The 26042-nt window shown below is 66.7% G+C and carries 23 protein-coding genes; 14 read left to right on the top strand and 9 right to left on the bottom strand.

Annotated elements, in window-relative coordinates; translation table 11 throughout:
* The first annotated feature begins 1 nt into the window (after position 1).
* On the top strand, positions 2–772 hold the full coding sequence (locus tag ACZYVJ_RS10920; RefSeq protein WP_463831011.1) for an enoyl-CoA hydratase/isomerase family protein: 771 nt from the start codon (positions 2–4) through the stop codon (positions 770–772).
* Between the two features lie 21 nt (positions 773–793).
* Here the strand turns inward: ACZYVJ_RS10920 and ACZYVJ_RS10915 are convergent, their stop codons facing one another.
* Together ACZYVJ_RS10915 and ACZYVJ_RS10910 are read right to left on the bottom strand one after the other, a co-directional pair.
* Entirely contained in the window at positions 794–1648 is an 855-nt protein-coding gene (locus ACZYVJ_RS10915; RefSeq protein ID WP_463832947.1) for a proline iminopeptidase-family hydrolase, read from the bottom strand.
* A 12-nt stretch (positions 1649–1660) separates the two neighbouring features.
* A complete protein-coding gene (locus ACZYVJ_RS10910) occupies positions 1661–2263 on the bottom strand; it encodes a cation efflux transmembrane domain-containing protein (protein WP_463831010.1) in 603 nt (200 codons plus the stop codon).
* A 155-nt stretch (positions 2264–2418) separates the two neighbouring features.
* Here ACZYVJ_RS10910 and ACZYVJ_RS10905 point away from each other — a divergent pair, with 155 nt between their 5' ends.
* The 4 genes from ACZYVJ_RS10905 (at position 2419) to ACZYVJ_RS10890 (ending at position 6141) form a co-directional block, all read left to right on the top strand.
* Positions 2419–2937, top strand: coding sequence for a phenolic acid decarboxylase (locus ACZYVJ_RS10905; protein ID WP_463831009.1), 519 nt, complete (start codon positions 2419–2421; stop codon positions 2935–2937).
* 127 nt (positions 2938–3064) lie between these two features.
* Complete coding sequence (locus ACZYVJ_RS10900) at positions 3065–4204, top strand: thiolase family protein (RefSeq protein WP_463831008.1); 1140 nt, start codon at positions 3065–3067, stop codon at positions 4202–4204.
* 7 nt (positions 4205–4211) lie between these two features.
* Entirely contained in the window at positions 4212–5099 is an 888-nt protein-coding gene (gene meaB / locus ACZYVJ_RS10895) for a methylmalonyl Co-A mutase-associated GTPase MeaB (RefSeq protein ID WP_463831007.1), read from the top strand.
* Between the two features lie 145 nt (positions 5100–5244).
* Positions 5245–6141: a thiamine pyrophosphate-dependent enzyme gene (locus tag ACZYVJ_RS10890; protein ID WP_463831006.1), complete on the top strand. Its 897-nt coding sequence runs from the start codon at positions 5245–5247 to the stop codon at positions 6139–6141.
* Here ACZYVJ_RS10890 and ACZYVJ_RS10885 read toward each other — a convergent pair.
* A complete protein-coding gene (locus tag ACZYVJ_RS10885) occupies positions 6134–6787 on the bottom strand; it encodes a response regulator (RefSeq protein WP_463831005.1) in 654 nt (217 codons plus the stop codon). The two genes, ACZYVJ_RS10890 and ACZYVJ_RS10885, sit on opposite strands and share 8 nt — an antisense overlap.
* A gap of 113 nt (positions 6788–6900) precedes the next feature.
* Between ACZYVJ_RS10885 and ACZYVJ_RS10880 the strand changes: the two genes are divergently transcribed.
* A complete protein-coding gene (locus ACZYVJ_RS10880) occupies positions 6901–8121 on the top strand; it encodes a sensor histidine kinase (protein ID WP_463831004.1) in 1221 nt (406 codons plus the stop codon).
* A gap of 134 nt (positions 8122–8255) precedes the next feature.
* Here ACZYVJ_RS10880 and ACZYVJ_RS10875 read toward each other — a convergent pair whose 3' ends face one another.
* Positions 8256–9872 carry an FAD-dependent oxidoreductase gene (locus ACZYVJ_RS10875; protein WP_463831003.1) on the bottom strand — a complete coding sequence of 539 codons (1617 nt, stop codon included), beginning with the start codon at positions 9870–9872 and terminating at the stop codon, positions 8256–8258.
* A 14-nt stretch (positions 9873–9886) separates the two neighbouring features.
* Positions 9887–10564: an IclR family transcriptional regulator gene (locus ACZYVJ_RS10870; protein WP_064951249.1), complete on the bottom strand. Its 678-nt coding sequence runs from the start codon at positions 10562–10564 to the stop codon at positions 9887–9889.
* A gap of 126 nt (positions 10565–10690) precedes the next feature.
* Here ACZYVJ_RS10870 and ACZYVJ_RS10865 point away from each other — a divergent pair, with 126 nt between their 5' ends.
* The 8 genes from ACZYVJ_RS10865 to ACZYVJ_RS10830 are packed head-to-tail and all read left to right on the top strand — an operon-like array spanning position 10691 to position 19838.
* Positions 10691–11554: an alpha/beta fold hydrolase gene (locus ACZYVJ_RS10865; protein WP_463831002.1), complete on the top strand. Its 864-nt coding sequence runs from the start codon at positions 10691–10693 to the stop codon at positions 11552–11554.
* On the top strand, positions 11554–13272 hold the full coding sequence (locus ACZYVJ_RS10860) for a bifunctional 3-(3-hydroxy-phenyl)propionate/3-hydroxycinnamic acid hydroxylase (protein ID WP_463831001.1): 1719 nt from the start codon (positions 11554–11556) through the stop codon (positions 13270–13272). The genes ACZYVJ_RS10865 and ACZYVJ_RS10860 overlap by 1 nt, the downstream gene beginning before the upstream one ends.
* On the top strand, positions 13220–14137 hold the full coding sequence (locus ACZYVJ_RS10855; protein ID WP_463831000.1) for a 3-carboxyethylcatechol 2,3-dioxygenase: 918 nt from the start codon (positions 13220–13222) through the stop codon (positions 14135–14137). The genes ACZYVJ_RS10860 and ACZYVJ_RS10855 overlap by 53 nt, the downstream gene beginning before the upstream one ends.
* 8 nt (positions 14138–14145) lie before the next feature.
* Complete coding sequence (locus ACZYVJ_RS10850) at positions 14146–15873, top strand: FAD-binding protein (RefSeq protein WP_463832946.1); 1728 nt, start codon at positions 14146–14148, stop codon at positions 15871–15873.
* Positions 15874–15875: 2 nt separating this feature from the next.
* Positions 15876–17177, top strand: coding sequence for an LLM class flavin-dependent oxidoreductase (locus tag ACZYVJ_RS10845; protein ID WP_463830999.1), 1302 nt, complete (start codon positions 15876–15878; stop codon positions 17175–17177).
* Positions 17178–17218: 41 nt separating this feature from the next.
* Positions 17219–18046, top strand: a complete 828-nt coding sequence (locus ACZYVJ_RS10840; RefSeq protein WP_463830998.1) for a coniferyl-alcohol dehydrogenase — start codon at positions 17219–17221, stop codon at positions 18044–18046.
* Positions 18034–19023, top strand: coding sequence for a cyclase family protein (locus ACZYVJ_RS10835; RefSeq protein WP_463830997.1), 990 nt, complete (start codon positions 18034–18036; stop codon positions 19021–19023). The genes ACZYVJ_RS10840 and ACZYVJ_RS10835 overlap by 13 nt, the downstream gene beginning before the upstream one ends.
* A complete protein-coding gene (locus ACZYVJ_RS10830; protein ID WP_463830996.1) occupies positions 19023–19838 on the top strand; it encodes an alpha/beta fold hydrolase in 816 nt (271 codons plus the stop codon). The genes ACZYVJ_RS10835 and ACZYVJ_RS10830 overlap by 1 nt, the downstream gene beginning before the upstream one ends.
* A gap of 3 nt (positions 19839–19841) precedes the next feature.
* Here ACZYVJ_RS10830 and ACZYVJ_RS10825 read toward each other — a convergent pair whose 3' ends face one another.
* From ACZYVJ_RS10825 to ACZYVJ_RS10810, 4 genes are all read right to left on the bottom strand, one after another.
* Positions 19842–21464, bottom strand: a complete 1623-nt coding sequence (locus ACZYVJ_RS10825; protein ID WP_463832945.1) for a multicopper oxidase family protein — start codon at positions 21462–21464, stop codon at positions 19842–19844.
* Positions 21465–21552: 88 nt separating this feature from the next.
* Positions 21553–22275, bottom strand: a complete 723-nt coding sequence (locus tag ACZYVJ_RS10820; RefSeq protein ID WP_463830995.1) for an SDR family NAD(P)-dependent oxidoreductase — start codon at positions 22273–22275, stop codon at positions 21553–21555.
* 21 nt (positions 22276–22296) lie between these two features.
* Positions 22297–23064 carry an SDR family oxidoreductase gene (locus ACZYVJ_RS10815; protein WP_463830994.1) on the bottom strand — a complete coding sequence of 256 codons (768 nt, stop codon included), beginning with the start codon at positions 23062–23064 and terminating at the stop codon, positions 22297–22299.
* Positions 23065–23159: 95 nt separating this feature from the next.
* Positions 23160–25949: a helix-turn-helix transcriptional regulator gene (locus ACZYVJ_RS10810; protein ID WP_463830993.1), complete on the bottom strand. Its 2790-nt coding sequence runs from the start codon at positions 25947–25949 to the stop codon at positions 23160–23162.
* Positions 25950–26042: the final 93 nt, after the last annotated feature.

Genomic DNA, 26042 nt, shown 5'->3' with positions numbered 1-26042 from the left:
CGTGTACGACATGCCTACCGAAATCGACGTTCAGGCCGACGGTGCCCTGCGCATCATCACGCTCAACCGCCCGGATTCGCTCAACTCGGTCAACGACAACCTGCACGTCGGACTCGCGCGGCTCTGGCAGCGACTCACCGATGATCCCACCGCCCGCGCCGCGGTGATCACCGGTGCCGGCCGGGCGTTTTCGGCGGGCGGCGATTTCACGTATCTGGAGGAGCTGGCGAACGATGCTGAGCTGCGCGCCAAAACCATCCGGGACGGCCGCGAGATCGTGCTGGGCATGGTCCGCTGCCGAATTCCGGTGGTGGCGGCGGTCAACGGCCCCGCCGTGGGGCTGGGCTGCAGCCTGGTGGCCCTCAGTGACATCGTCTACATCGCCGAAAGCGCCTATCTGGCCGACCCGCACGTGCAGGTGGGGCTGGTGGCCGCCGACGGGGGGCCGCTGACCTGGCCGCTGCACATAAGCCTGCTGCTGGCCAAGGAATTCGCCCTCACCGGCACCCGGATCAGCGCACAGCGGGCCGTCGATCTCGGCTTGGCCAATCACATTGCGGACGACCCGGTTGCGGAGGCGATCGCCAGCGCCAAAAAGATCTTGGAGCTGCCGCAGCAGGCGGTGGAGAGCACCAAGCGGGTGCTCAACATCCATCTGGAGCGGGCCGTGCTCGCCAGTCTGGACTATGCGCTGTCCGCCGAGAGCCAGTCGTTCGTGACCGAGGACTTCCGGGCCAACGTCGCGAAATTCAACGCGGCCAAGAAGAACTGAGGTTTTAGCCGCACGACGGCTTCAGGAGTCGTGCCGGCGCAGGAAGTCGCGCATCACCGCATCGAACTTGTCCGGCTCCTCGATGAACGGCATGTGCGCGCTGGCCTCGAACAGCTCGAACCGTGAATCCGGTATCCACTGGTGCATTTCCCACATGTGTTCGGGAACGCATTCGTCGTATCGACCCGCGAGTATCAGTGTCGGAACAGCGATTTCGCTGAGCCGGTCGACCACATCCCAGTTCCGGACCGTCCCCACGATGTGAAAGTCGCTGGGGCCGAACATGGTCTCGAAGACTTCGGCGCCCATGTTCCGGAATGCATCCTCGAGCTCTCGCGGCCACGGGCGTACCCGGCACAGGTAGGTCTCGTTCCAGGTTCGGATGGCGGCCTGATACTCGGGCGCGTGCGTGGTGCCGGCGGCCTCATGCCGGTCGATGACGGTCTGGGTGGCGGGGTCCAGTTCGGACTTCAAGCGCGCCACCATCTTCGCGAACTCCGGGATGGACGCGATGCTGTTGGAAATGGTCAGGCTCGCGGCGCCGGCGGGCGCCGCGTCGAGCACATACTGCTGGGCCAACATACCGCCCCAGGAGTTGCCGAAGAGGTGGAAGCGATCCAGCTCCAGGACTCGCACCACGGCATCTACCTCGGCCACCGAGCGCTCCATCGTCCAAAGCTCGCGGTTGGGTGGGCATTTGGAGTTTCCGCAACCGAGCTGATCCCAGAAGATGACCTCGCGCTCCGTGGCCAACCGCTCCAGTGACCGCAAGTAGTCGTGCGGCAAGCCCGGCCCGCCGTGAATGACGAGCAGCGGAAGACCCGCGCCGCCACCGGTCCGCTTGAACCACACGTTGCCGCCTGGGACCGCGACCATTCCCTGAGTCATTCATCCACCATCGCTGAAAAAGATTTCTTTGACCTCACGCAGCGCGTAGAACCCGAGCACATAGCCGGCGAGGGGATCCGCCCACCACCAGCCGGCGATGCCGTTCAGCAGCAGGCCCAGTAGCACGGCGGCGGCCAGCAGGCCGTCGATGAGGGTGACGCGGCCCTCAGTGGTGAGGACGGGGTTGCTCAGGGCGGCGCCGGTTCGGGCCTTGCCGGCGGCAAGCGCGAACATCGTCGCTGCGGTGACCGTCGTCCAAGCGATGCCAAGGGGCGAGGGCTCCGGGTGAAAGCCGGCGACGAGGACCATCGTCGACTGCACGGTCAGGTACATACCTAGCGCTCCGAAGGCGGTGCCGATGATCCGCAACGCTTTGCGCCGACGGGCTTCTCCGGTCCCGGAGAGCTCCCAGATCACCACCAATGAGGCGCCGATCTCGATCAGCGAGTCCAGACCGAACCCAGCCAGCGCCACCGATTTGGCCGTGATGGCGGCCGACGCGAGGATAACGATGCCGACCACGTTCCAGACCAGGGTGGCGTATTCGAGGGCAAATCCGCGCCGCAGCAGAGACCTCCGTGCGGCCTCGTCCAGGTGGCTCATCGGAGTCAGTCTCACACATCGGCATACCGCCATGGCCGATGTCGTCCATCAACTGTCAGGAAAGGTCGACGTTGCCGGGCGCGGCTGCCGCAGCAGCCCCGCGTTCTGGCAGGATCTCCAAGGGCAGCGGCTGCGGCCCAAAGGGAGGAACGGCAATGAGCAGCGTCACGAATCCGATCCCGTCGCAAGATCTTTCGGGAATTGTCGGACATCGCTTCATTTATACCTACGCCAACGGATGGCAGTACGAAATGTACGTCAAGAACGCCACCACCATCGACTACCGCATCCACTCAGGACACGTCGGAGGCCGCTGGGTCAAAGGCCAGGAGGTCAACCTCGTCCAACTCGACGAGGATAGTTTCAAGATTTCGTGGACCGAACCCACCGGCACCTGCGTGGCGGTCAACGTCCTGCCCGCCAAACGCCGCATCCACGGCGTCATCTTCTTTCCGCAGTGGATTCGCATCCACGGTGAACACACGGTCTGCTTCCAGAACGACCACCTGGATGAGATGCGGGCCTACCGTGACCAGGGACCCACCTACCCCATCTACGAAGTCCCCGAATTCGCCTACATCACTCTGTTCGAATACGTCGGAACCGATGACGAGACCGTCATCGACACCGGTCCCGAGAACCTCCCGCCGGGATGGTCCAACCGCACCAACTGATCGACCCGGGGGCACCCGGCCGGCCGCTCCTTGCGACTCACACTCTCGCAATGAGAGAATATGATTCTCATGAACGTGCGGGTGGCTTTCGAGGCGCCGCACCTGCTGGTCGAACTGGAGAAGACCCGTGTCTGAAGCCGTCATCGTGACTGCCCTGCGCACCCCCATCGGCACCGCCCGCAAAGGCACCCTGCGCGATACCAGCGCGTTCGATCTCGCGCAGCACGTGGTGACCGAAGCGGCGAGAGATCTGGATCCCGCGCACGTCGACGATGTGATCCTGGGTGAGGGCCTCTACGGCGGCGGCGTGATCGCCCGCCACGCGGCCATCACCGCCGGGCTGTCCCACGTCCCCGGCTTGGCCAACAACCGACACTGCGCGGCCGGACAGGCGGCGGTGCAGAGCGCGGCGGCAAGCGTGCGCGCCGGGATGGACGAGCTGATCATCGCCGGCGGTGTGAATGCGGCGTCGACGTCACCGCGCTCCCGCATCCAGGTCGACGGCGGGTGGGTCGACTGGTTCCCCCCGACCCACCCGGACCGGCCCGACGCGCCGAACATGGACATGTCGATCACCGTGGGCTGGAACGCCGCGGTCAAGGCCGGCGTGAGTCGCCAGGAGATGGACGCCTGGGCGCTGCGGTCACACCGCAACGCCATCGCCGCCATCGACGAAGGCCGCTTTAAGGAGGAGATCGTCCCGATCGAGACACCGCACGGCCTGTTCTCGGTCGACGAGCACCCGCGTCGCGACACCACCATGGAGAAGCTGGCCGCGCTCAAGCCGTTGCACCCCGAGATCGAGGGCTTTTCGATCACCGCCGGCAACGCGTGCGGCGCCAACGACGGTGCGGCGGCGCTGGTCATCGCCAGCGACCGGCTCGGCATGCCCGCGCTGGCCACCATCCGATCCTGGGCATCCGTCGGCGTCGACCCGGCGATCACCGGCCTGGCGCCGGTGGAGGCAATACCGAAAGCCCTTAAGCGGACCGGGCTTTCGGCCTCCGACGTCGATCTCTTCGAGATTAACGAAGCCTTCGCCGCGATGTGCGTGGCCACCATCAAATTGCTCGAGCTCGACCCCGACAAGGTCAACGTCAGTGGCAGTGGTTGCTCGCTGGGACACCCGGTCGCCGCGACCGGAGCCCGGATGCTGGTCACCCTGGTGCACGAATTGCGCCGCCGCGGCGGTGGCATCGGCGTCGCGGCGATGTGCGCGGGCGGTGGGATGGGCTCGGCGACCGTGATCGAGGTCCCGGCTCCATAATGCGTACATGATCATCGCTGACCTGATTGCCCGCGCGCGCAATGGATCTCCCCGCGCGGCCGGTCGGCTACTCAGCCTGGTTGAGGGCGACCAGCGCGACGAGGTCTTGGCGAGTATCGGGCCCGCGCCGCAGGGCATGGGGCCGGTCGTGGGCATCACCGGGCCGCCGGGCGCGGGAAAGTCGACGACGGTCGCCGCGCTGGTCGCCGCCTACCGCAAGCGCGGGTGCCGGGTGGCAGTGCTGGCGGTAGACCCGTCGTCCCCGTTCAGTGGCGGAGCCCTGCTGGGCGACCGAATTCGAATGTCCATGCATATCAACGACTCCGACGTACTCATCCGTTCGGTGGCCACCCGTGGGCATCTCGGCGGGCTGGCCGCCGCGGTGCCGGCGGCCATCCGGCTGCTGGGCGCCATCGGTTACGACGTTGTCCTGCTGGAAACGGTGGGTGTGGGCCAGTCCGAGATCGAGATCGCCGCCGTGGCCGACCCGACCGTCGTCATCCTCAATCCCGGCGCCGGCGACGCGGTTCAGGCCGCCAAGGCGGGAGTGCTGGAAGTCGCCGACATCGTGGCAGTCAACAAGGCGGACCGGGACGGCGCCGAACAGACGGTTCGGGACCTTCGGGCCGAAACCAGCGCCCCCATCGTTTCGCTGATCGCTGCGCGGGGTGAGGGCATCGACGACCTGATGGCTGCCATCGAGGACCACCGCCGCACCGACAGTCGCGCCCGCCGGCTGGCCCGCGCCAGGGCGCAGATTCTGTCGCTGGCGCAAACCCGGCTGCGGACCCAGCCCGATCTCGACCGGCTCGCCGAGGCGGTCGTCGACGGCAGCCAGGACCCATACACGGCCGCTGATCACCTGATCTCACCTCCCCCGCCTCAGACCGACTGACGGCCCGCCTGTCCCCCGATCGGGGGACGCGCGCATTCATCACCTTTGCGGGCCGATCGGCGGATGTGCCACTCGCGCAGTCGCCCTACGTTGAGTTCGTGTTCAACGCGGCGGCCCCCTCGGCCAGCGAGTTAGGAGATTCGGCATGACTCACACACCCCAGACTTCGGCAGCACTCGTCCGCGGCGACCGGTTGGAGCTGTATCGCCGGATGTGGGTTCTGCGACTGCTCGACATGGCGTTGGAGGAGCTGCGCGTCGACGGCCTGATCGACGACAGCGCACGAGTGGAATTCGGGCAGGAGGCGGTGGCCATCGGCACGGTGGCGGCGCTGAGGCCGGGCGACCTGGTCAACGCCGCCACCCCACAGTTCCGGCAGGCTCAGCAGGTCGGCCTGGCCCTGCCGCTGGGCCCGGCCATCGCGGAGATGATCGGCCCCAAGCGCCGGGACGGCGGCGCCGCCGACTGGAAACGCACGCTGGCCAACGAGACGGCCCTGGGCCAATCGACTCTGTTTGCGCTGGGCGACGCCAACACCCAGCGACTGACCGGCGAGGGCAGGGTCAGTTTGTGTGTCATCGGTGGGCGCGACACGCACTCCGTCGAGTTCACCACTGCCGCACAGATCGCCGTGCAGTGGCGGCTGCCGGTGGTGTTCGTCGTGGAAAACATCCGCGGTGGATCCAACGCCCGTCGGCGCGCGTACGAATCCGACGCGATGCCCATGCTTCCGGTCGACGGCAGGGACGTTGTGGCGGTGGCCGACTCGGTCGCCGAGGCGGTGCAACGGGTGAGCGCCGGCAACGGCCCCGCCTTGGTCGAGGCGATCACCTACGAAACGAATCACCCCGCGGCCGCCGACCCATTGGTCTTCGCGCGCCGGCAACTGGTCGCGGCCGGCAGCGACGGCGACCACCTCTACGAAGTGGAACGGGGGGCACGCCACCTGGTGGCCGAGGCCATGGCTTCGGCGAGAGCATTGGTGCGGGCGCAGGGGATTCCGCCCGTGCCAGACTCAAAGCCCTGGCCGGCCGCTAGCTGAGCAGACCTTGCCGCATTGCCTCGGCGACGGCGGCCGCGCGATCGTTGACGCCGAGCTTCTCGTAGAGGCGTTGCACGTGCGTTTTCACCGTCGACGGCGCCACGAAGAGCTCACCGGCGATCGCAGGGATACTTTGACCGCGAGCGATCCTGTTGAGCACCTCACGTTCGCGGGCACTCAACACCGGCCCCGACGGTTCAGCACGCTGCCGGATCTCCGCGGCGAGGCCGCCGACGAGCGCGGGCGCCACCACATCGTGACCCTGCGCGCACTCGAGCACGGCCTTGACGATCTCGCTGCGCGTGGAGTCCTTCAGCACGAATCCGGCCGCACCCTGCTGCAGCGCCTGGTACACGATCGCCGACTCATCGTGCGCCGAGATCAGCAACACCCGGGTGCACAACCCCTGCGTTCGCACCGCGGCCGCCACCTGGGCGCCGTCCATGCCGGGCATCCGGTAGTCGAGCAGCGCGACGTCGGGTATGTGCGACTTGATCAATTCCAGTGCCGCAGAGCCGTCTTCCGCCTCACCGACGACGTTGACCGAACCGCTCGACGACAGCGCGCGCACCACGCCCTCGCGAAAAAGCGGGTGATCGTCGCCGACAACCACCCGCACCATTTCGGGGGTAGCCGCGCCGACCATGGCGACGAGTGTAGCCGCTTGCCCAACAGCGACGTTCGCATTCTCTGGGCGGCACGATGAGTTATTTTCCAGTTTGCTTCGGCGCGGCAGACGCGGATGAGTACGGTGATCGGGTGGCGGTCGCCGGTGACCTAGAGCTGGAACGGGTGCGCACGATTCACCAGTTGCGCTCGTACCGCATCGGCTCGGTGCTGCGGATCGGTGTGGTCGGCCTCATGGTCGCGGCCATGATCATCGGCACCAGCCGAGCGGAGTGGCCGAAGGAAAGCGTGCTGATCGTCCTGTACGCGCTCGTCGCGCTCAGCGCACTGGGATTGGCGTTCGCTCCGTTCCGTCGATGGATCGGAATGGGCCGATTGGTCGCGATCGGCCGGTGGGAGCCGTTCGTCTTCACCGTCATCGACATCATCGCGCTGACCGTCTTCCAGCTGCTGTCCACCAACGGGGTCTATCCGCTGCTGATCATGGCGATGTTGCCGGTCCTATTGGGGCTTGACGTCTCCTCGCGCCGGGCCGCGGTAGTGCTGATCTTCTCCATGCTCGGGTTCGCCATCGCCGTGCTGCAAGATCCGGTGATGTTGAGCGAGGTCAAATTGCCGGAGGCGGGATTTCGGTTCCTGCTCTATGCATTCCTTTGTTGCGCGGCCTTCTTGGTAGTGCGCATCGAGGAGCGGCATACCCGCTCGGTGGCCGGATTGAGCGCCCTGCGAGAGGAATTACTTGCCCAGACGATGAACGCTTCGGATGTGTCGCAACGCCGGATCTCGGAATTCATCCACGACGGACCGCTGCAAGACATCCTGGCCGTGCGCCAAGAGCTCGTCGAATTAGACGCGGCGTTCGACGGCGATGAGCGCGTCGGCCGGGCACTGGCCGGTTTGCAGATGGCCTCGCAACGGTTGCGGCAGGCCACTTTCGAGCTCCATCCGGCGGTACTCGAGCAGGTCGGGCTGGGCGCCGCGGTGCAGCAGCTCGCGGAGTTCACCGCACAGCGGTCCGGCATCGACATCAGCACCGATATCGAGTACTCGACGCGCAGCGACATCGACCCCGTCATGTTCGGCGTGGTCCGCGAGCTGTTGTCCAACGTCGTGCAGCATGCCGCGGCCCGCAGTGCGACGGTCATGCTCGGGATCACCGACCAGACTTGCGTTTTGCATGTGGTCGACGACGGTGTGGGGTTCGGCCAGGAGACGGTGGCGCGCCGCCTGGGGGAGGGCCACATCGGTCTGGCCTCGCATCGCGCCCGGGTGGAGGCCGCCGGGGGAACCCTGGTGTTTCTCGACGTCCCGGTGGGCACCCACGTCTGCGTCGAAATGCCGTTGAAGCACTAGCCGTTCGTGCGCGCCTGGGCGGCTATCCGCGGGTCGGGTCGGCGAGTGCTGCAGTAGGTGGCGCCGATCCGGTCGTAGGCGACCATCGACTCGGGATGACGCAGTCGGCTGCGGTTGCGCCAGTATGTACCCGGCTACTGCAGGTCGACCGACTTCCCGGTGGCGGCTGCGTGACCCGCCCGGTAACCGAAAACCATTGCCGGGCCCAGTGTTCCGCCCGCGCCTCCGTAGGCCCGCCCGGTCACGCCGCCCATCGCATTGCCCGCAGCGAACAGGCCCGGTATCGGCTCGCCGCCGACATGCAGAACCCGGGCATCGTGATCGGTGCGCGGGCCGCCCTTGGTCCCCATCGCACCGATGCTCACCGGCACCGCGTAGAACGGGGCGGTATCGATCGGGCCCAGCGTCTTTCCGGCCGGCGTGGTCGCGCTGTCATCGCCCCAGTAGCCGTCGTACGCGCTGGACCCACGGCCGAAGTCGGGGTCGGCGCCGGCGGACACGTGACGGTTCCAGCTCTCCACCGTGCGGATCAGACCGTCGGCGTCGATACCGGTCTTGGCGGCCAACTCGGTCAGATCCGCCGACTCGCAGAACCAGTCCGGGGCGGGTTGGCCGGGTTCGATGCCGAGAAACCCGTAGCGCTGCAGATGAATCGAGTCGAACACCATCCATCCGCGATCGTTGACGTAGCCGCCGCGAGGATCCAGGTAATGGAAGGCGCCGGCCATCGAGTTGTAATCGCATGCCTCGTTGACGAAGCGCCGGCCGGCCGAGTTGACGATGATGCTGCGCGGCCGCGTCCGCTCGAGCCGTACGCTACGGCTGCGCGGCTTGCCCTCGATGGTGTCGCCAGGGATTTGCACGATCGGCACCCACCAGGCTTCGCCCATGTTGGCCAGGTCGGCCCCGTGCTCCATCGCCATGCGCAACCCGTCGCCGGTGTTGTTGGGCGGCGAAACCGCGCCGTGCATCGGGCCGCGCAGAAACGTCTGCGTCATAGCCGGATCCCATTCGAAGCCGCCGGTGCCCAGTATGACCCCGTGCCGGGCGCGAACGCTGATCGTCTGATCCGGCAGGGCCACGCGCACCCCGATGATTTCGCCGTCTACGGCGATGAGGCCTTCGGCCCGGGCGTTGGTGTGTGGGGTCACCCCGGCATCCAGCAGGCCCTTGAGCAGGCCCGCGATCAGCGCGGTGCCCGCGACGCACAGATGGCCGATTCGTTCGTCGATCGCCGCGTGCAGGCGCGCCCTGGTTTCGGCGTCAAAGCCGACATTGGACCAGTCGGCCGGGAAAGACGTTATCTGCGTTGCCCATTCGCCGAGCTGGGCCAGGTCGAAGGGAGCCGCACTGAGCGACCTGCCCCCGCCCGGCCGCCCTCCCGGTAACTCGGGACGGTAGTCAGGGAATCCGGTCGCGATCTCGAACTGAAGGCCGCTGTGTGCCTCGATGAAATCGAGCATCGCTGGCCCCGTGCGCACGAACGTCTCCACCAACTCGTCGTCCATCGATCCGAGCGACTGGGCACGCAGGTACCGCAGCGCGTCGGCGGGTGTCAATTCGCCGTTGGGAGAACGGTTATGGGCGGGGATCCACACGATGCCGCCGGACACGGCGGTAGTGCCGCCGACGGTCGGGGCCTTCTCGTAGACCTCCACCGAAGCGCCCGTGACGGCCGCGGTCAGTGCGGCGGTGAGGCCGGCGCCGCCGCTGCCGAGCACGACGACGTCAACTTCGTGGTCCCATGACATGGACTGTTATCCCTTCAGCTCAGTAGCTCGGACAACTGCTTGGCGGCTTTGACGACCGCATCCTTTCCACGCATCACGACGTCTTCCCGGTGTGAGATGAGGTTGATGCACGTTGGTGGGGACGGCACCGGACGGCGCACCCCAACCGCCAGGCCGTAGGTATTCGGTTCGATCTCACCGTAGGTCGTCACCCAACCGCGTTCGCGCGCACGGGAAACCAGCTCTCGTTCGCCCGGGCGGGGAGGCATGCATGCGAGCAGAGCGATCCCGGCGGCGCCGCGGTCCAGCGGGTAGCGGCTGCCCTCGTGGAAGGAAAGCTGGTAGGCGACATGGCTGGGCACGATGACCGCGATCGCCACCTGCTGGTCGCCTTCGGCGATGAGCAAGGACACGGTGGTGCCGAGCTCGTCGGCCAGCGCCCGCAGCGTCGGCAGACTCACTTGTCGCACGTTGCGGTCGAAGGAAGCGCCGAGCACGGCCAGGCCCGCGGCCGGCCGGTAGCGACCGTCCTCTCCCTTGGCCACCAGCCGGAACTCGGCCAACGTCGTCAGCAGCCGATAGGCGATGGTGCGGTGCACACCGACCTGATCGGCGAGCTGTTGCACCGTCAATCCGCCGGGGGAGTCCGCCACCATCTGCAGCGCGGTCAGACCCCTGGCCAGGGTCTGCGATCCGGTGCCGGACCCCGTCACAGCCTTGACAGACCTTCTCGCGAGAGCGAAGCTCTATATATAACGCACATTACTGTGCGATATTAGCACACAAGGTAATCCGAAAACGAGAACGAGATTTCCCCGATCTGGAGGCCGGACAGCACCGTGGCGGAGTTCGAGAGCATCTGGAGCGACCTCCAGGGCGTCGCGTTTGAGCAGGGCTACCTCGACGCCGGCGGAATACGGACCCGCTACCTGCGTGCCGGTGATCCGGGCAAGCCGGTGCTGGTGCTGCTGCACGGGTCGGGTGGGCACGCGGAGGCCTACGTCCGCAATCTGGGTGCGCACGCCGAGCATTTCTGGACCTGGTCGATCGACATGCTGGGTCACGGATATACCGACAAGCCGGGTCATCCTCTGGAAGTCGCCCACTACGTCGAGCACCTGATGGCGGTGCTGCGCACCATCGGTGTGGACCGCGCCTACATCAGCGGCGAATCGCTCGGGGGCTGGGTGGCCGCCCGCACCGCGGTCGACCATCCGGATGTGGTTGAGCGGCTGGTGCTCAACACGGCCGGCGGTTCGCAGGCCGATCCCGCGGTGATGCAACGGATCATCACGCTGTCCATGGCCGCCGCCGAGAACCCGTCCTGGGAGACGGTGCAAGCGCGCATCAAGTGGTTGATGGCCGACAAGTCGAAGGATTACGACGACCTGGTTGCCAGCCGCCAACGGGTTTATCGCCAACCGGGATTCGTCTCCGCCATGAGCGACATCATGGCGTTGCAGGATCCGGAAATTCGCGCGCGCAACATCCTCGGCCCGGACGAATACGGGTCGATCATCGCCCCGACGCTGGTGCTGTGGACCAGCGACGACCCCACCGCCGACGTCACGGAGGGACGTCGCATGGCGTCGATGATTCCGGGCGCACGCTTCGAGGTGATGCCCGGTTGCGGCCACTGGCCGCAGTACGAGGATCCCAAGACGTTCAATCAGTTGCATCTCGACTTCCTGCTGGGCCGGTAATGGTCACACCGGGACGCGAGGTACCTGAGACCGAGACCGACGTGCTCGTGGTGGGCGCGGGACCGGTCGGTTTGACCCTCGCCAACATCCTTGGCCTGCAAGGTATCCGCACGGTGATCGTCGACGAGCGGGACACCCTCATCGACTACCCGCGCGGGGTCGGCCTGGATGACGAGGCGCTGCGGACCTTCCAGTCGATCGGACTCGCCGAACGGGTGCTGCCGCACACCGTGCCCAACCAGATTCTTCGGTTCGTCGACGCCAAGCGCCGCGTGCTCGCCGAAATGGCGCCGCCGGACGCGCGTTTCGGGTGGCCGAAGCGAAATGGCTTCGTGCAACCGCTGGTGGACGCCGAATTGCTGGCCGGCCTGGACCGATTCGAACACGTCCAGGTGCGGTGGGGACGCCCGATGACGGCATGCCAGGAAAGCGCCGACGGGGTGACCGTCGAACTCGGTGGCTCCCACGACGGCGACAGCTCACGTGTGCGGGCGCGCTATGTGGTCGGGTGCGACGGCGGCCGCAGCATGACCCGCCGGGTGATGGGTGTGTCGTTCGACGGAACGACGTCGTCGACGCGGTGGCTGGTGGTCGACATCGCCAACGATCCGCTCGGGCACCCGAACAGTGAGGTCGGCGCCGACCCTGAACGCCCGTATGCCTCGATCTCGATCGCCCACGGAATTCGCCGCTTCGAGTTCATGATTCACGCCGACGAGACCGATCAGCAGGCCGAAGATCCCGCGTTCCTGACGCAGATGCTGGCCCGGATGGTGCCACACCCCGACCGGGTCGACGTCATCCGGCGCCGGGTGTACACCCACCATTCGCGAATCGCCGGCGCGTTCCGCCAGGACCGGTTGCTGCTGGCCGGGGATGCCGCCCACCTGATGCCGGTGTGGCAGGGCCAGGGTTACAACAGCGGGATCCGCGACGCGGCGAACCTGGGCTGGAAGCTCGCCGCGGTGGTCAGTGGCCGGGCCGACGACAAGCTGCTGGACACCTATGACGTGGAGCGCCGCAAGCACGCCCGCGCGATGATCGACCTGTCCACCATGGTGGGCCGGGTAATTTCGCCGACCAACCGCCGGGTGGCGACCGCGCGAGATCTGCTGGTGCGCTCGGCGTCAATTGTGCCGTCGCTCAAGCGATATGTGCTGGAGATGCGGTTCAAGCCGATGCCCCGCTACGAGCACGGGGCCGTCGTGCACGCCGCGCCCGGGCGTACCGATTCGCCCGTGGGAACCCTGTTCATCCAGCCCCGCGTCGACACCCGGGACCAGCAGAACGTGTTGCTCGACGACGTGCTCGGTTCGTGGTTCGCCGTGCTGTGCTGGAACAACAACCCGCGCAAGATTCTGGGGGATGTGGCTTTCGCGAACTGGAAAGCCCTGGGCGCCCGGTTCTTTGCGCTCCGCCCGGCGACCCAGCTGCACTGGACCGGCCACGACGACCCCGATGTCGTGGTGGTCGGTGACCGGGACGGTGGCCTCAAATCCTGGTTCGACACCCACTCCGACTCGGTGCTGTTCCTGCGCCCCGACCGGTGCATCGCTGGTGCCTGCATCGCTCAGCGCACCCCCGACCTGAGCGCCGCACTCCTGGACGCACTCACACTCACGCCGCGAGGGGGTGAATTACAAAGTGGCACTGGCTCTGTGCTGTATGTCGCACAGCCCTCTCCTGAATCTTCCGGGGCCGTCGCAGGACCTGCTTGACGACATCGAAGGCGCGATCGCCGCAGCGCGCGGCTTCGTCGAAGAGTACGACCCCGAACTGGTGGTCAGTTTCTCTCCGGATCACTACAACGGTTTCTTCTACAAGGTGATGCCGCCCTTCTGCATCGGCACCAGCGCCTGCGGAGTCGGCGACTACGGAACCCATGCCGGCCCGCTGAACGTGCCGGAAACGCTTGCGACCGAATGCGCAGAGGCGGTCCTTGACGCGGGCGTCGACATCGCGGTATCGGCCAGCATGGACGTGGACCACGGCACGGTCCAGCCGCTGGAGAAGCTCTTCGGTGACGCCACCGCCCGTCCCGTGATACCGATCTTCGTCAACGCCATCGGCGCGCCGCTGGGCCCGATGCATCGCTGCCGTGCGCTCGGCAGGGCCGTCGGCGACCATCTGGCCACCCTGGACAAGCGAGTTCTGATACTGGGATCCGGTGGGCTCTCGCACAGCCCGCCGGTGCCGACCCTGGCGACCGCGCCCGCGCCGGTGCTGGAGCGGATCGTGCACGGCCGGCCGATGACGTCCGAGCAGCGGCAGGCCCGACAAGCCGCCGTCATCGACGCGGCCAAGAGTTTCGCCGCCGGCGAGAGCGATCTGCAGGCGCTCAACCCGACGTGGGACCAACGATTCCTGGAGATCATCGACGGCGGATGGCTGAGCGAATTGGACGGGTGGTCGAATTCGTTTGTCGCCCATGAAGGCGGCAGCTCCGCGCAGGAGATCCGCACCTGGGTGGCGGCGTTCGGGGCGCTGGAAGCGGCGGGGCCCTACGAGACCACCGTGCGCTACTACAAGCCCGCACCCGAACTGATCGCCGGCTTCGCCATCCGAACGGCACTTCCGGCATGACGGCGGCATTGGACGGATTCGATCACGTTGTCGACGTGCTCATCGTCGGGTCCGGGGGTGGCGGCATGACGGCCGCGCTGACGGCGCAGGCCGCCGGGCTTGACACACTGGCGATCGAAAAGTCGTCCCACTTCGGGGGTTCCACCGCGTTGTCCGGAGGCGGCATCTGGGTGCCCGGGGCTCCCGCGCAGCGGCGGGAGGGCTATGTGCCCTCGCCGGAAGCCGTCGTGGGCTACCTCAAGCAGATCACCGACGGGTTGGTCAGCGAGGCCCGGCTGCGGCAGTACGTCGAGAGCGCGCCGGAGATGCTGCAGTTCTTGGAGCAGCTGTCCGGATGGTTCGAATTCGTCTGGAAGCCCGGCTATGCCGACTACTATCCCGAGCTGGCTGGCGGCTCCGAGCTCGGCAGCACGATCAACGTGCCCGCGATCGACCTGCGGAAGTTGGGTCCCGACGAACACAAGCTGCTCGCGCCCCTGGCGCTGGCCCCCAAGGGAATCTGGTTGGGCCCCAAGGACCTGCGCACGTTCTATCGGATCAGGCAGTCGTGGGCGGGCAAGGGCGTGCTGCTCAAGTTGATCGCGCGAATGGTCCGGGCGAGGCTGTTCGGCGAGCGGATGGCGGCGATCGGGCAGTCGCTGGCGGCCCGGCTCCGGCTGGCGTTGCGGGAACGCGGCATCCCGCTCTGGCTGGACTCGCCGATGGTGCAGCTGCTCACCGACGCCGACGGGTCGGTCACCGGCGCGGTGGTGGAGCGCGAGGGCAACGCGCAGCGAATCGGTGCGCGGCTGGGCGTCATCCTGGCGTCCGGCGGATTCGACCACGACCTCGCCTGGCGCAAAGAGCTTCTGCCCGAGGTGGACCAGGACTGGAGCTTCGGCAATCCCGCGGCCATGGGCGACGGCATCCGCGCCGGCCAAAAGGTGGGCGCTGCAACGGAGCTGCTCGACGAGGCCTGGTGGTTCCCGGCGATCCAGTGGCCGGACGGCCGTATGCAATTCATGCTCAACGAACGGATGATGCCGGCGCAGTTCATCGTCAACGGTGCAGGCAAGCGCTTCATCAACGAGGCGGCTCCCTACATGGACTTCGGTCACGCCATGATCGACGGCCAGCGATCCGGCGTCACGCACATCCCGTGCTGGCTGATCACCGACCACAGATCGTTCAACCGCTACGTCGTCGGGGGCCACCTGCCGATACCCAAGATTCCGGGAGCGCCGGTCCCCACCGGCCGCAAGATCCCACCGGCCTGGCTGGAATCGGGCGTCGTCAAAGCGGCCACCACGTGGGACGAAATGGCGGCGAAGATCGGCGTGCCCGCGGACCAGCTTGCCGAAACCGCTCGCCGTTTCAACGAACTGGCCCGCAAGGGCCACGACGACGATTTCAACCGCGGCGACAGCTTGTACGACAACTACTACGGCGACCACACCCTGCCCAACCCGAACCTGTATCCACTTGGCGATCCGCCGTACTACGCCTTCCGGATCGTTCTCGGGGACCTCGGGACCTCGGGCGGCCTGCTGACCGACGAGCACGCCCGCGTGCTGCGGGCCGACGGCAGCGTGGTGCCCGGCCTGTACGCGGTGGGCAACACGTCCGCGCCGGTGATGGGCCGCAGCTACGCCGGTGCCGGCGCGACCATCGGCCCAGCCATGACCTTCGGCTATGTCGCCGCGAAACACGTTGCGGCCCAAGCAGCCAACCGAGCCCTTAATACTCATAGGAGGTAACGATGAAAATCTCACTGTTCTACGAATTCGCTCTGCCGCGGCCCTGGGCACCTGACGACGAACACGTCATGCTGCAGGACTGTCTCAACGAGGTCGAGGCCGCCGACAAAGCGGGCTTCTCCACCGTATGGCTGACCGAGCACCACTTCCTCGAGGAGTACTGCCACTCGACGGCGCCGGAAATCTTCTTGGCCGCGGCCAGCCAGCGGACGAAGAACATTCGCCTGGGATTTGGCATCATGCACCTGCCGCCGGTGGTCAATCACCCCGCCCGGGTGGCCGAGCGCATCGCCACCCTCGACCTGCTCTCCAACGGCCGCGTCGAATTCGGTACGGGCGAGTCGTCGTCGGTCGGCGAACTCGGCGGGTTCAACATCGACCCCGCCGACAAGCGGGCCCAGTGGGAAGAGGCCCTAGAGGTCTCGATCCGCTGCATGATCGAGGAGCCGTTCACCGGCTTCAACGGCGAACACGTCCAGATGCCCGCGCGCAACGTCGTCCCCAAGCCGCTGCAAAAGCCGCACCCGCCGGTCTGGGTCGCTTGCACGCGGCCGGCCAGCGTGCAGATGGCCGCCCAAAAGGCGATCGGCGCATTGAGTTTCGCCTACACCGGTCCTGGACCCCTGACCGAGCGGGTCAACGGCTACTACAAGGAGTTCGAGGAGAACGGCGTGCCGGTCACTCCCCGGATCAACCCGAACATCCTGGCCATCGGCGGAGACCTGTCCATGATGGTCGCCAAGACTGACGAGCAGGCGTTGCAGCGGCTCGGGCAGGGTGGGGGCTTCTTCTCATTCGGAATCATGCACTACTACATGACCGGCGTGCACACCCCGGGTCGCACCGGAGTCTGGAAGCGTTATCTCGAAGAGGTGGAGAAGGATCCGACGCTGGCGCACGGGCCCGGCCGGGGGGCCATCGGCTCGCCGGGCACGGTGCGCGAGTTCCTGCGCGGCTACGAGGAGAGCGGCGTCGACGAGATCATCTTGCTGCTCAACCCGCGTAGCCACGAGGGCACCATGGAATCGATCGAGCTGATGGGCAAAGAGGTGCTCCCCGAATTCATCGAGCGGGACGCAAAGGCCGTGGCGGAAAAGGCGAAGCGGTTGGAGCCCGTCATCGAAAAGGTGGAGGCGCGTCGGCCGCAATCGACCGCGCCGCAATTCGACGAGGACTACTCGTTTGGTGGACTCCCGACCGGTCGCGGCGGTAAGTTCACCGCCAGCGAGATTCCCGAAGCCATGGCGGAGATCAACGAAGGCCGCGTGCAGGCGGCACAGCGTGCGAAGGAACAGCAGAAGTAGGGCCGGACGGCACCTGAGTCGAGAGAATTTCGAGGCGAGCCTTGGGAGAGATCGACAAGCTGTGGCGCTACGACGGCCGTCGTGCCGTGGTAACCGGATGTGCTTCCGGCATCGGTGAACACGTGGTACGCCAGCTCACCGAGCTTGGTGCCGAAGTCGTCGGGTTGGACAAGCGGCGACCGGGCTTCGGGATGGACGAGTTCCATGAGGTCGACCTGGCCGATCAAACATCGATCGAGTCGGCGGTCAGCGCGGTAACGGGGCAGGTCGATGCGTTGTTCAACGTTGCGGGCGTGTCGTCCGGGATCGGCGATCCGCCACTCGTCGTGACCATCAACTTCCTGGGGTTGCGCCACGCCACCGAGGCATTGATTCCGAAGATGGCCGCGGGGTCGTCCATCGTGAGCGTGTCATCGCTCGCGGCGGCCGCATACCGGGAACACCTGGGGGAGGTCGCGCCGCTGCTTTCCACCGCGACGATGCAGGAGGGTATCGACTGGTGCGCCGGCCATCCCGATGCGCTGGGCACCGGCTATCAGCTGTCCAAGGAAGCGATCATCTTGTACACCATGCGCAGCGCCACGCCGCTGGGCGCCCGGGGAATCCGCATCAACTGCACCGGTCCCGGGGTCACCGAGACGCCGATCCTGGACCAGCTGCGCACGGCGTACGGACAGGGCTTCCTCGACGACATTCCCAAGCCGCTGGGCCGCGTCTCCGGCCCCGCCGAGCAGGCCTCGGCGCTGCTCTTCCTGAATAGCGCCGCCGCCAGCTATATTTCGGGCCAGGTGTTGTGGGTTGATGGCGGAAACGTGGGCGCCGCAATCGCGCGTGAACTCGAGGAAGGGCGTGCCCCGTGGCCAGTGTGACCGACTTCCGCCGGACCGCTCGCGATGTCAGCAACTGGGGCCGTTGGGGCGATGACGACGAACTCGGCACGCTGAACTTCATCACCGAGGAAAAGATCGCCCAGGCCGCAAGCCTGGTCCGGCACGGCAAAGTATTTCCACTCGGTGTGGACTTCGGCTCGTCGGGGCCGCAGGGCGCCTTCGGTTTTCGGCACAATCCGATCCACGTGATGACGGTGGACGGCGGTGACGCCAGCACGCTGGCCCAGTACGGGCCGGATTGGGACCGGAATCCGACGGCGGCGCAGATGGGCCCGTACTTCGTCGACAACCTGTTCCGGTTCAACGACGACATGATCATCATGCCGTTGCAGGCGGCCAGCCAATGGGACGCGTTGTCGCACGTCTATTACGACGACCAGCTTTACAACGGGATCCCCGCGGGTTCGGTGACCAGCCTAGGCGCCCGCCGGCTCGGCATCGAAAAGGTGGACGTCAAGGGCATCACCTCGCGCGGTGTGCTGCTGGACCTGGTGCGTCATCGCGGCGCTGAGGTCTTCCTGGAGCACGGAAAACCCATCACGCCTGAGGAATTGGACGAAGTCGTCCGCGCACAGGGCGTGACGATCGGACGTGGCGACGTGCTGCTCATCAAAACCGGTTGGTGGACACGGTATCTGCAGACGGGGAACAAGACCGAATCGTATTCCGGGCTGGACTGGCGATGTGCCCAGTGGCTGCACGATCACGAGATCGCGGCGGTCGCCTCCGACAACCTCCAAGTCGAAGACCCGGTGTCCGGGGTCGAGGGCGTGTTCTTGCCTTTCCACCTATTGACGCTGCGCGACATGGGGCTGATGCTCGGCGAGTATTGGGACCTGACCGCATTGGCAGCCGACTGCGCCGCCGACGGCGTCTACGAGTTTCAGCTCGTGGCGCCGCCCCTGAGATTCGTTGGGGCAGTGGGCTCACCGGTGAACCCGATCGCGATCAAGTGATGCGGCGCAAAACCCTATCGGTCGACGGCCTGGCCACCAGCTATCTGGAAGCCGGCGACGGCGACCCGGTGGTTTTGCTGCACGGTGGTGAGTTCGGTGCCGGCGCCGAACTCGGCTGGGAACGCAACATCACCGCGCTGTCCGCGCGGTATCGGGTCTTGGCGCCCGACCAGCTGGGATTCGGGGAGTCGGCAAAGGTCATCGACTTCGTCGACGGCCGCGGCATGCGGATCCGGCATGTGGCGCGGTTCTGCGAACTGCTCGGCGTCGACTCGGCACACTTCGTCGGCAATTCGATGGGCGCCATCAACCTGCTCACCGACGCCACGTCGGAGACACCGCTACTCCCGGTGCGCAGCCTGGCGATCATCTGTGGCGGTGGCGAGATCCAGCAGAACGAGCATTTCGAAGCGCTGCAGAACTACGACGCGACGCTGCCCGCGATGCGCCGCATCGTTGGAGCGCTGTTCTTCGACTCCGGCTATCCGGCCGACGACGAGTACGTGCGCCGCCGCTACGAGTCGAGCACCGCGCCGGGGGCATGGGAAGCCATCGCCGCGGCCAGGTTCCGCCGCCCCGGCGCCACGCCGTCCGCGACCCCGTCTGCCAGCCGGGCCTACGAACGCATCGGGGTGCCAACGCTTGTCGTCGAAGGGGCGGGGGACAAGCTCCTTCCGGCGGGCTGGGCCGCCGAGATCGCCAAGCAGATAGACGGGGCCCGCTCCGTTGTGGTCGACAGGGCCGGACATTGCCCCCAGATCGAGCAGTCCTCGGTGGTCAACGAGTTGCTGATGGATTTTCTGGGCGCAATCTAGCGGTCAGAAGACGTAATCCACGCGGGTCATCATTCCGGCCACCTGATGATAGGTGTTGTGGCAGTGCATCACCCAGGTGCCGGGATTGTCGGCAACCAGGACGGCGACCAGCTTCTGCTTGGGTAGCACCATGACGGTGTCCTTGCGGGCGCCAGGGCTGCCGTCAGCCTTGATCACCTGGAATGTGTGCCCGTGCAGGTGAATCGGGTGATACATCATCGTGGTGTTGTCGAACGTGAGAGTGGGCCGTTGACCCTGCTGGACATGCAGCGGATTCGTCTTGCCGTAGGGCTCCCCGTTGATCGTCCAGTTGTATTGCAGCATGTTCCCGCCCAGGACCACGGGCAGATTGAGGCCGGGATCGGGACGCCCTAGGTTGACCGGCGTTGTGGCCGTGAACATCTCGACGGTGCCCACCCGCTTGGTGAGTTCGCCCGGTTGGAACTGCGGGTCGGGGTCGGTGCCCGAAGCCGTGGACAACAACGCGCGGGCCAGGCCGTTCTTTCCTTCGGCGACGGCGACCAGTGGGAAGACGCCGTCCGCGGCGGTCACGGTGACGTCGTAGCGTTCGGCCATCCCGATCAGCAGCGCGTCCACCTGCGCGGGCACCACGGGGTAGCCGTCGGTGTGGGTCACCGTCATCGCATGGCCGGCCAGTGCCACCCGGAAGGCGGTGTCGGACGCGGTGTTGATGAAGCGAATCCGGATGCGCTGGCCGGGCTTGGCGTTAAACGTCATGGGAGAACCGGGGATTCGCCCGTTGATCAGATAGTACGGGTAGGAGATGTCACCGGCGTCGCCACCGAGCAGGTCACTGGTGCCGACGCCTGCCGCGGCGGGCGTCGGTGCTGGGCTCGTCGAGGTTGTCGGGCTGGTCGAGGTCGTCTCGGTCGTCGTTTCGGACGATGTCTCGGTCGTTGTCGGAGTTGTCGACGTTGTCGAGGTCGTCGTTCCGGGTGCGTTCTGCGGGGGCTTGTTCGGGTTGGTCAGTTCGCTATAGAGCTGCTGCGGGCTCTTGCCGACACCATCGGTCCAATCATCAAGGACCACAATCCATTCGGCGTCGTAATTGCCCTCAGTCGGATCGTCGACGATGACCGGCAGATAGAGACCGGTGTCCTCGTCCAGGCCGGTGTGCGGGTGCGCCCAGTAAGTACCCGAATTCGGCACGGAGAACCGGTAGGTGAAGTCGTGACCGGCCGCGATGTTGGGTGTCGCCGGCTCGGCGCCGTCCATGTCGTTGCGCAGCGCGATGCCGTGCCAATGCACCGACGTCGGATGATCGAGCCGGTTCGACACCGTCACCTCGACCTCGTCACCGATGCGGGCGCGGATCACCGAGCCCGGGATGCTGTTGCCGTAGGCCAGTGTGCGCACGACCGGACCGCCCAAGTCAACCTCGACCTGCTGGGCTGTGAGCTTGGCGGTTACGGTGCGGCCGCTATGTGGCCGGGCGGCCTCGGTTTCGGCGATGGCGGCGGCCAACCGGGCATTGCCCGTCGGCTCCGGTTTGGATTGGCTGCACGCTGTCAGTGCCAATCCGCCGGCGATGCCCGCAGCCATGAAACCGCGCCGGGTGAGCCGACATTTGTCGAAGGGGACGGCATGGGTGGGTTGCACGGGCAATTGGTGCTCCTCGTCGTTGCGCAACTACCCACCGTAGAGCGAACATCGCCGAAATGTCCGCAACAACCCGACGCGGCCGCATCGACGCTCACACAGCGGCGCCGCCGCCGTCGACATGCAGGGTCGAGCCGGTGACAAAGCTTGACCGAGGAGAACTCAGGAAGAGCACCGCCTCGGCGATCTCGGAGGGGAAGGCGGTGCGCCCCAGCGGCAGCGCCCGCCCCAGCTCCTCGTTGACGTCGCCCCATTCGGCCGCCACTCCGGGCGTGCGGGTGGGCCCCGGCGCCACGCTGTTCACCCGCACCCCGGTTGCTCCGAATTCCGCGGCCCAGGTGCGGGTGAGAGATTCCAACGCGGCCTTGGAGGCGCTGTAGCCAGAGGCGCCGGGAATTCCCTTGAAGGCGGCCATGGTGGTGATGTTGACGATGCTGCCCCGACCCCGTTTGAGCATTCCCGGGACCAGCCCGGCAACCAGGAAGTACGCACCGCGAACGTTGGTGTCGAACATCGTCTCGAAGGACGACATCCCCTGTTCCACCGTCAACGCCGACGGAAAGCTGCCGGCGTTGTTGACGATGATGTCGACCTCACCGCACTGTTGCACAAGCGAATTCACCGAGTCGATATCCGCCATATCGGTCTGGACGAACCGTGCGTTCGGGCCGATCGCCTCCACCGCATGCGCGCCCCTGGCCGGATCGCGGCCCGAGATGATGACGGTGGCACCTTCGCTGGCGAACAGCCGCGCGGATTCCAGTCCGATGCCCGCCGTCCCGCCGGTGATCACGGCCGTGTGGTCCATCAGCTCCATCGGACCGCCTCCTCCGGCTTTTTAGCGGGCGCCGTTCGGCATCCGGGACTCCATCCAGGCGCTGAACGTGGTGGGGTAGACGCTCACTTCCTCGCCGTCGATGGGAACGATCATTCGCTCGTCGAGCACCGCGCCGTAATACTGCGCATCCGGGTCGGTGATCACCTGGCGCGCATCGCCGGTGGCGGCGAGCCGGGTGCGGATGAAGTCGTCCATACCCCGCTTTTCGGGTCCGGCGATATTGATCATCCCGTTGACCGGGTCACCGGTCGCGGCGCGGGCCACGGCTGTGGCCACGTCCGAAGCCGCGATGGGCTGGAAGGCGCCATGCGGTGCGCGGACCGTGTCACCTTCGGTCATCGAATCGGCAATGCCGTCAACGAATTCGAAGAACTGCGTCGCTCGCACGATCGAATACGGAGCTCCCGATTCCACGATCACCTTTTCCTGGGCGATCTTGGCCCGCATGTAGCCGCTGGCGGCCGCCCGATCGGCTCCCACGATCGAGAGCGCGACGTGATGCCGCACACCGGCGGCGCGCTCCGCCTCGAGGAGGTTGCGGGTAGAGGTGGTGAAAAAGTTCAGCACATCGTCATCGGCCCATGACGGCGAGTTGGAGACGTCCACCACCGTGTGGACGCCGGCGACAGCCTCGGCAACACCTTCACCGGTCACGGTGTTGACGCCCGTGCTCGGTGACGCCGGGACCGCTTCGTGTCCCTGCTCGTTAAGCATTGCGACAACCTGTGATCCGATCAGCCCGCTGCCACCGATTACCAAAATCTTCATGATCACGCCTTTCCGAGCTTCCCGATGAACTGGCTTCTTCAGCATGGCCCGTACACTCGCCGGCGGGAACCCTGGAAAGTCCGTAGTCATCGAACTCAGGGGGCCAGCTCCTTGGCCAAACCCCGCAGCTGCCGGCGCGAGGTGATGCCGAGCTTGGCGAACACCTTCCGCAGATGCCATTCGACGGTGTGGCTGCTGATGAACAACTGCGCGGCGATTTCGGGGTTGGTCAGTCCCGAACCGGCCAGCCGGGCGATCTGCCCCTCCTGCGCCGTCAGCTCGCCATTTGGCGACTTTCCCGTTTTGGCGGACCGCTTGTTCGCCTTCTCGCCGGTGGCCAGCAGTTCGCGGCGGGCCCGCTCGGCGAACGCGTCTGCTCCCATCCGGGAGAACATCTCATGGGCGGTTGCCAACTGTGCCCGCGCGTCGATCCGGCGATTGCAACGGCGCAACCACTCTCCGTAGGACAGATGCGCGCGGGCCAGCCGGACAGCGATGCGCGTGCGCGAGAGCTTGTCGATCGCTTCGCGGTAGCACTCCTCGGCGTCGCGATCGGGAACCAGCAATGCTTTGGACCCAATGAAAACCCCTGTCGACCAGTCTGTTTGGGCACTGATCGCCCGGACTTCGAGTTGACGCAGAGCGTCGTGTGCCGCGTTTTTGTCCCCGCTTCTCGCGGCGGCTTCGACGAGTTCGACCAGACACCAGCCGAACAGGCCCAGGTCCTCGTACTCGCATGCCTTGCGGGCCGCCGCGAAAGCGGCGTCGTAGCGGCACAGGCCGTTGTAGAGGACAGCGCTGGAATACCCGGTCAATCCGATGACCCGGCCTTCCCCCCTCGCCACCCCATCGGTGGCCGCCCGCTCGATCAGGGCGTTCGCGGCGTCCTCGTTGCCGCGCCAGGCGGCCAACAACACCGAGTGGTATTTGACCGGGACATAGCCGGTGGCAGCCGAGATGGCGTTGGCTTCCTCGATGAGTTGGGACGCCGTCGCGAATTCACCCGCCTGCACGTGCACTCCGGCGCGGTACACCAGGGCGTGGGGCAGTACGGCGAGTGCGCCCGCATCACGCGCGAGTCGCACGGCGTGGGTGGCCAGTCGGTGCCATGCCTCGTCGTCCCACAGTTCGTGGACGGCGGATTCCTGCACGACCGGAAAGGCCTGCCAGAACCAGTGCAGGACGTCGTCGCCGCGCTCGGCTTGCGCCTCGATGCGGGTCAGCGCGTCACGCAGCGCGGGCAGACTCGGGACCTGTCCGGCCGTCGCCCGTACCGCGATGCCATCCAACAGCAGATCGACCGGCCGCGCGGGCTTCGGCCCGGCGGGCGCGGCGCGGGCCGCCTCGGCGACCGGCTGAATACCGCCGTGCGGGCACAGTCGGCCGCCGAACATCGCTGCCCCCACGGCTTCTAGATACGTTTCCCGGGAATGCGCGTCGTCAAGGGTTTCCAGCCGGCGGGCGGCGTCCAGGAGGCCGATGGCGGCATCAGAGACTGTCGGTGCGTCGGCGGCACCGCTGCGGCTTCGGGCGAAGACGATCTGTGCGCGCAACCGGGCGGCGCGGGCCTGTTGCAGTTGGTTCAGTGACGCCGACTCGGCGATGGTCAGCAGCTCGTCCGCCGCGTCGAAGGCGGCCACGTCGCGTTTGGCCTGAGCGGCCGCGAGCGCCCGTGTTCCCCTGCGGGCCGGGTCGGCGGTCAATTGCGTGGCACGTTCCAAGAAGGCGGCCGCGGCGGCGACGCCGCCCCGCGCCTGGGCGCGGTCGGCGGAGCGCTCGAGCGCCGCGGCAACGGATTCGTCCGGGCCGTGGGCCGCGATGGCCAGGTGCCAAGCGCGGCGGTCTGGGTCGCTTCGTCTGTCGGTCGCTTCGGCCAGCGCCCGATGTATGCGTCGGCGCTCGATCAGATCCGACGTGCGGTATGCGGCCGAGCGCACCAGGGGATGGCGGAAACGCACCCGGGTGCCCACGTCGATCAAACCGGCGGCTTCCGCGCCGGCCGCCGCGTCCGGCGGAAGGCCCAAATGCTCAGCGGCGCGCAGCAATAACGCCGCGTCGCCCACCGGCTCGGCGGCCGCGGTGGTCAATAGTTGCTGGGTGTGGTTGGGCAGCGACCGGATCCGTCGGACGAATGACTGCTCGATCTGTCCCGTCAGCGGTTGCACGTCCGGACGCTGGAAGCCTCCCGCCAACTCCGCGGCGGTCAGGCCCCGGGGCAGCTCCAGCAGAGCCAACGGATTGCCCCGCGTTTCCGCGACGATACGGTCGCGCACCTGGTCGTCCAGCCGGCCGACGATGACCGAATCCAGCAACGCGCGGGCGTCGCCGGAATTGAGCCCGCCGACTGTCAATTCGGGTAGCCCGTTCAGCTCATCTGCTTCTGGTGCAACGGCGCCGTCGCGCACCGCGAACACCATCGCAACCGGCTCGGCGATCAGGCGGCGGGCAACAAATGCCAACGTCTGGGCCGAGATCCGATCGATCCACTGCGCGTCGTCGACGAGGAAGATCAACGGCCGGACCTCGGTCGCGGCGCCGATCAGACTGAGCACTGCCAACCCGACCAGGAAGCGCTCCGGTGCCGGCCCGGCGCTTTGTCCGAAGGCGATCTCCAGGGCGTTCCGCTGCAGCGCGGGTAAGCGGTCGATGCAGTCCAGCAGCGGCATACAGAGTTGCTGCAAGGAGGCGAACGGGAGTTCCATCTCGGACTCCACTCCCGCCACCCTCGCCAGATGGAATCCCGACGCGCGCTCGGAAGCGAAGTCCAACAGGGCGGTCTTGCCGATGCCCGCCTCGCCCCGCAACACCAGAACCTGACTTTTGCCCGAGCGAGCGTCCGACGCCAGACGATCGAGTGCCGCGCATTCCGTAGCCCGACCGCGCAAAGGTAGCGCCTGTGGAATTTTCACCGCACCGCCGCATCTGAGGGATTTGCTGTTCGACCTTACCGACCCCGCTCGCTGCCGTGGCGACGAACG

The organism is Mycobacterium sp. IDUB_3 (genome assembly GCF_055419585.1).
This window is presented reverse-complemented; position numbering and strand designations above follow the sequence as displayed.